The organism is Vibrio sp. 1457 (assembly GCF_033340195.1).
In the GTDB taxonomy this organism is placed as follows: Bacteria; Pseudomonadota; Gammaproteobacteria; order Enterobacterales; family Vibrionaceae; genus Vibrio; species Vibrio alginolyticus.
This window is the reverse complement of the sequence record NZ_JAWOWA010000019.1, coordinates 80,385-86,558: the sequence shown is the minus strand read 5'-3', so window position 1 is coordinate 86,558 and position 6,174 is coordinate 80,385. Positions and strand designations below refer to the sequence as shown.

The following is a 6,174-nucleotide window of genomic DNA, read 5'->3' as shown; positions in this document are numbered from 1 at the left end:
GGTAGTTCAGTTGGTTAGAATACCGGCCTGTCACGCCGGGGGTCGCGGGTTCGAGTCCCGTCCACTCCGCCACTTATTTGAGCGTCGTCTCAATAACACGAATTACAGGGGTGTAGCTCCAATTGGCAGAGCAGCGGATTCCAAATCCGCGTGTTGGGAGTTCGAATCTCTCCACCCCTGCCATACTCTAAAGCCTCAGCAGTAATGCTGGGGCTTTTTTGCATCTGAAGAAAAGAGAATCTGACTAGTTGGAGAGTTGTCGATTCCTCTGATACCAAAGTATCGGGGGATTGAAAGTTCATATCTCCGGGATATTGGTCCACTTCACCTATCCCCCATGTTCATAAGCTCTGGCTTAGGTCAGGGGCTCTTTTATTTCTAACGTATAGTTTCGACGTCAGGTGTATGTTTATCCGACGAATATGGCATACCTTTGCTTCAGATAGTTTTATTTTCTAGTAATGTAATTATTAAATGTTGATGTATCGCTTTGCTCTTTCTGTTTTACTTTCGAATTTTCATAACGCTTTTTCTTCGTTATCGAGCACATCTGATTCACAATCTATTGAAAGGTCAGTGGTTACATTGGCTTGGATGATTACTGACTTGGTTCCTGTTATCATCATGCATTGATGCTAATAATTAGGAAGTAAGTTTATGCCACATTTTCGATTCCGTGCTGTAGAGCCACAAGCTGTTCAGGCATTATCAAAACCTCTTACGGATGAACTTCAGCCTCTAATGGACTGTCCGCGTGAGGATTTTACTTTTGAGTATATCTACACTACGTTTTTCAATGAGGGAGAGGTGAGTGCTGCATATCCTTTTGTCGAAGTGCTTTGGTTCGACCGTGGCCAGGAAGTGCAAGATGAAGTTGCCAAGCTTATTACGCAACAAGTGCGCGGTATCGCTGGTGCCGATATTGATGTTGCAGTTATCTTTTCCGCTTTATCTCCTAAAGCTTATTACGATAATGGCGAACACTACTAAAGGTTAAAGGCTATGAGGCTGAGTTTCATTGTAACTTTGGGTTTATGTTTCTCAGCTTCAGTATGTTCTACTCCTTGGGAGTCTGCGGTTAATCCTACCCGAAACTCTTCCTCCTCTATTGGTAGTTATGCTAACGGTTGTTTAGATGGTGCATTACCCTTGCCTCTCGATGGCGTTGGTTATCAAGTCTTACGTAGTAAAACGAAGCGCTACTATGGGCACCCTAAAACGATAGAGTTTATTGAAAATCTGGCGCTTAAAGCTCATCAAAATCTCAACACCACTCTGCTAATTGGTGATTTATCTTTACCTAGAGGTGGAAGGTTCTCCTCTGGTCATTCTAGTCATCAAACCGGGTTAGATATCGATATCTGGTTAAGACTTGCTGACCAACCGCTTTCTTATAACGAATTACAACTTCCTAAGCCCATGAGTGTGGTGGATTTAAAAGGTTATTCCATACTTAATCATCGCTGGGAAGAACGGCACTTTAAGCTAATTCGGTACGCTTCAAAAAGTAAGGATGTTGCACGAATTTTTGTACATCCTGTTATTAAGGAGCAACTTTGCTTGCAAGAAAACGGCAAAGATCGTTCTTGGTTACGTAAAGTACGTCCATGGTGGGGGCATCATTACCACTTTCACGTCAGGTTGTCTTGTCCTGATTCGAGCGACTATTGTGTTGATCAAGCACCACCTCCAGTAGGCGATGGCTGCGGTGTTGAGCTCGCAAGTTGGGCCCCGAAAGCGAAACCTATTGATACCCCTCCACGGGTAAAAACAACCTCTAAGCCCAAACGAAAAAAAGTCGTTCCACCTCAATGCTTGCCGCTTATCAATCCTAATTAGTGTTACTCTCCAGGTTTATCTGTACTTGGTGATCTCTTTTATGAAACTGGAGAAACATCATACTTTTGTCTACATTGAATAATACCAATACAAAAACTAACCCAATTAGTTTTGGGGACATATTATAGAAATCTAAATTAAACAAAGAGTTGTAGTATGGGTAAGTTGTAATTTCTTTGTTTAGAAAAAGATCTTTCGTCACGATACTCTGGTTTCTTAGCAATATGTCTGTCAGTTGGCTAAAAAGCGATAACAACGCAGACAAGTGTGTTAGGCAGGGATATGCCCTTTTCCTGTTAGAAGAGTAAATCAAGGACAAAACCATGACTATGATTTGTGCAAAAGAATTTGCAGAGTGGTTAAGACACAGATTTAGCAGTGATACTAAAGGAGTCTCTTTGACTCGAGAGGATGTGAATCACCTGACTGGGCGTCAACGCCTTGATCCGGGTTTTGTTAATGATGTGCATTATGAGCTGATGCAATATGGGATGGCTTTCGTTACTGATACGAGCCGAGAAAACTTTTATTTAATACCTGTTTCTCAAGCGGAAAATTGGCGTGAGAGACTAGAGTATCATTTTGAAAAAGAGCTATTCTGCAATATTATCCCTATTGAAAAATCAGGTTGAGAAAAGGTTCAACTTTGATGCCAAAGTTGAACCTAATTGCTCTTATGCTAACCCTTGAATAATCACGAATTTTTCAAGCAACTGCTCTTCAGTTTCGACATGGTTCGGATCTGTGATTATGCATTTTGTAATTGGACACACTGACTGACAGGTCGGCTTTTCGTAATGCCCCTTACACTCTGTACATAGCGCTGGATCAATTTCGAAAATGCTCTCTCCCATACTGATTGCCCCATTGGGGCATTCGGGATCACACATGTCGCAGTTGATGCATTTGTCAGTAATGAGCAAAGCCATGATTACTTACCAGTCGGGTTACGGGTGTCCTGCCCTGAGTTCAAGTTACGCATCAATAGACCGTATTCTAAATCTAGATCTGCTGGTACTGGAATGAAGACGAAGTGACCATTCCCTTTGGCATCCTCAATAGACTCTGACTTACGGTTTTCCATCGCTTCTAGCGTGAAAACAACATTACCTTTTGGCGTCATTAGCTCAAGACTATCACCGACAAGGAATTTGTTTTTCACTTCTACTTCAGCCATATCGCCACGACGTTTACCAGTGAACTCACCGACAAACTGTTGAGCATCAGAGACTGAGTAACCGTAATCGTAGTTTTGGTAAGTATCGTGTGTATGACGGCGTAGGAAGCCTTCAGTGTAGCCACGGTGAGCTAGGCTTTCTAGTGTACCCATTAGGCTTTCATCGAATGGTCGACCTGCTACAGCATCATCAATTGCTTTACGATAAACTTGAGCGGTACGTGCGCAGTAGTAAAACGATTTAGTACGACCTTCAATTTTCAATGAGTGAACACCCATCTTAGTTAAGCGTTCAACGTGCTGAACCGCTCGTAGGTCTTTAGAGTTCATGATGTAAGTACCATGCTCGTCTTCGTAAGCTGCCATTTTTTCTTCTGGACGGTGTGCTTCAGAAAGCAGAACGACTTCATCTGTTGGTTTGCCGCGACCAATTGTGGTTTCAGGGCGCTCGTCTTGTACTTCGACAGGCTGTGCTTCAGTCGGGTCGAATTTCTCTACGATATCACCAGCGTCGTTTTCTTTACCCTCTTCAACTTTGTATTCCCAGCGGCATGCGTTAGTGCAAGTGCCTTGGTTAGGGTCACGTTTGTTGATATAGCCAGAAAGTAGGCAACGACCTGAGTAAGCCATGCATAATGCACCGTGAACGAATACTTCAAGCTCAGTTTCAGGGCAATGCTCACGAATTTCTTCGATTTCTTCTAGAGACAGCTCGCGAGAAACGATCACACGTTCCACGCCATTCGCTGCCCAGAACTTAACGGTTGCCCAGTTTACAGCGTTTGCTTGTACAGAAAGGTGAATTGGCATTTCTGGGAAAGCTTCACGAACCATCATAATTAGGCCTGGATCTGACATGATCAATGCGTCAGGACCCATCTCTACGATTGGCTTAAGATCACGGATGAAGGTTTTTAGCTTCGAGTTGTGTGGTTGAATGTTGCATACCACATAAAGCTTTTTGCCTAGGGCGTGGGCTTCATCGATACCGATTTTTAGGTTCTCGTGGTTAAACTCGTTGTTACGTACGCGAAGGCTGTAGCGAGGTTGGCCAGCGTAAACTGCATCTGCCCCGTAGGCGAATGCGTAACGCATGTTTTTCAGGCTGCCCGCTGGAGATAGTAGCTCAGGCACGAATGCTTTCTCAGTTGTCATTGCTCAATTCTCTTTTATCTGATCACAAGTCAGGCCAATTCCACCTAATGGAAATGGGGCGCAAATTTTACGTCAAAATGTGAACTGTGACTAGGGTAATTGTGCTTCAGATAGAAAAACGCCCTCAAAAAAAGTGAGGGCGTTATGGTTAACCTTTATACAAAATTAAGCGTTAGGATTCGGTAAGCCGCCTAGCGCATCGTATAGGTTGGGAAGGAAAGCACTGAACTCTCCACACATTAGAGAGAAGTCTGCATCAAATCGAGCTGCTTGATCTTCACGTGGAATATCATCGTTTTGATCTTTCAATTCATCAGAGAATTTTAGACGTTTGATGCCTGCATCTTCCGTCATAATGAACTCAATACGATCTTGCCAATTAAGCGCAAGTTTCGTCACGACTTTATCCGCAGCGATGTGGTTGCGGATTTCATCAGTGGTTAGCTCTTGCTTCTTACAGCGAATCACACCACCTTCTTCAAGTACGGATTTTAGCTCAGCTTCGTCCATCATGCTGATACCTTGAGGTGTGTCACCGCTTTTCACCCACTCGGTTAGCGTAGTTTCAATCGCCACTTCTGGAATAGCAGGAACAACAGGTAGACTACCCATGGTTTTACGAAGCAATGCTAATACATCTTCTGCTTTTTTATAGCTGCTTGCATCAACAAGGATAAAACCTTCTTTTGGCATGATGAGTACGTGAGTGTGGCTGCTGCGGCTGAATGCGCGCGGCAGTAAATCCATTACGATGTCATCTTTCAGGTTGTCTTTCTCTTTCTTCTTCAGAGGACGACCTTCTTGCGCTTCCATTGCTTCTACTTTTGCATTCAATGATTCTTTGATCACAGAGGCAGGTAGCATTTTCTCTTCTTTCTTGGCGCAAATCAGAATGCGGTTTTCTGACACGTGAGTCATCATATCGCCATGTCTACCCATTGCACTGACCCAGCCAAATTTCTGTTTGTCTTGACTGCCACACGGGGTGAATTGGAATTCAGACAGCTGAGTTTCTAGTTGTTCGGCGTTAAAAGTAACCTCGCGGTTAACGCGGTATACCAGACAGTTTTTAAACCACATAAATCTTCTCTAGGCTTGATGACAAGGGACTAATCATAGGGAATTTTTGTGCTGATGTCTTAATAGAAATGAAAAATATCCGAATGAACCTCAAAAGAAAGTTATATGAAAATTTGTTTTCAAAGGTCACAAAAGTGTCATAATTGGTAGTGATAATGCTTATGCAAAGAGAGGCGCTTTGTCTCTTAAATTCATTAGCTCAACGAACATAAGGTTACTCAATTATGTCTAGAAGGATTCTGGTTGTTGAAGACGAAGCTCCTATTCGCGAAATGCTGTGCTTCGTACTTGAGCAGAAAGGTTACCAAGCGGTAGAAGCGGAAGATTACGATACTGCAGTAACCAAACTGGCTGAACCCTTCCCTGATTTAGTTTTACTGGATTGGATGTTACCAGGCGGTAGTGGCATTAACTTCATCAAACATATGAAGCGAGAGGAATTAACGCGCAACATTCCAGTTGTGATGCTTACCGCTCGTGGTGAAGAAGAAGATAAAGTGCGTGGTTTAGAAGTCGGTGCGGATGACTACATTACTAAGCCATTCTCTCCTAAAGAGTTGGTTGCACGCCTAAAAGCGGTGATTCGTCGCGTTACCCCTACTGCACTAGAAGATGTAATTGATGTACAGGGATTGAAGCTTGACCCTGTATCGCACCGTGTTACGGCTAATGATGCGCCATTAGACATGGGCCCTACAGAATTTAAGATGCTTCATTTTTTCATGACGCATCAAGAACGCGTATACAGCCGTGAGCAGCTATTAAACAATGTTTGGGGCACTAACGTGTATGTCGAAGACCGTACGGTTGATGTTCACATTCGCCGCCTGCGTAAAGCATTGGAAGCTGCAGGGCATGATAAGCTGATCCAAACTGTTCGTGGTGCTGGATACCGCTTCTCGACGAAGGCATAAATTAACACG

Annotated in this window: 7 protein-coding genes and 1 tRNA gene; 5 read left to right on the top strand and 3 right to left on the bottom strand. The window is 43.5% G+C overall.

The window, feature by feature from the left end; genetic code table 11:
* The first annotated feature begins 106 nt into the window (after positions 1-106).
* The 4 genes from R7Z41_RS18015 to R7Z41_RS18000 all read left to right on the top strand — a co-directional run bounded on the left by R7Z41_RS18015 (position 107) and on the right by R7Z41_RS18000 (position 2,471).
* A tRNA-Trp gene (locus R7Z41_RS18015) sits at positions 107-183 on the top strand.
* A 474-nt stretch (positions 184-657) separates the two neighbouring features.
* Positions 658-990: a DUF1904 domain-containing protein gene (locus R7Z41_RS18010; protein WP_005381768.1), complete on the top strand. Its 333-nt coding sequence runs from the start codon at positions 658-660 to the stop codon at positions 988-990.
* A 12-nt stretch (positions 991-1,002) separates the two neighbouring features.
* A complete protein-coding gene (mepA, locus tag R7Z41_RS18005) occupies positions 1,003-1,839 on the top strand; it encodes a penicillin-insensitive murein endopeptidase (RefSeq protein WP_017633932.1) in 837 nt (278 codons plus the stop codon).
* A 323-nt stretch (positions 1,840-2,162) separates the two neighbouring features.
* Positions 2,163-2,471: a hypothetical protein gene (locus R7Z41_RS18000; RefSeq protein WP_005381765.1), complete on the top strand. Its 309-nt coding sequence runs from the start codon at positions 2,163-2,165 to the stop codon at positions 2,469-2,471.
* Positions 2,472-2,513: 42 nt separating this feature from the next.
* Here the strand turns inward: R7Z41_RS18000 and R7Z41_RS17995 are convergent, their stop codons facing one another.
* The 3 genes from R7Z41_RS17995 to rdgC form a co-directional block, all read right to left on the bottom strand.
* On the bottom strand, positions 2,514-2,768 hold the full coding sequence (locus tag R7Z41_RS17995) for a YfhL family 4Fe-4S dicluster ferredoxin (RefSeq protein WP_005381763.1): 255 nt from the start codon (positions 2,766-2,768) through the stop codon (positions 2,514-2,516).
* A gap of 2 nt (positions 2,769-2,770) precedes the next feature.
* Positions 2,771-4,171, bottom strand: a complete 1,401-nt coding sequence (gene yegQ / locus R7Z41_RS17990; RefSeq protein ID WP_025768851.1) for a tRNA 5-hydroxyuridine modification protein YegQ — start codon at positions 4,169-4,171, stop codon at positions 2,771-2,773.
* 165 nt (positions 4,172-4,336) lie between these two features.
* Entirely contained in the window at positions 4,337-5,251 is a 915-nt protein-coding gene (rdgC, locus tag R7Z41_RS17985; protein WP_017633930.1) for a recombination-associated protein RdgC, read from the bottom strand.
* 224 nt (positions 5,252-5,475) lie between these two features.
* Here rdgC and phoB point away from each other — a divergent pair, with 224 nt between their 5' ends.
* The gene (gene phoB, locus R7Z41_RS17980; RefSeq protein ID WP_005381752.1) at positions 5,476-6,165 is read left to right on the top strand and encodes a phosphate regulon transcriptional regulator PhoB; all 690 of its coding nucleotides are present in this window, start codon (positions 5,476-5,478) and stop codon (positions 6,163-6,165) included.
* The last annotated feature ends 9 nt before the right edge of the window (positions 6,166-6,174 follow it).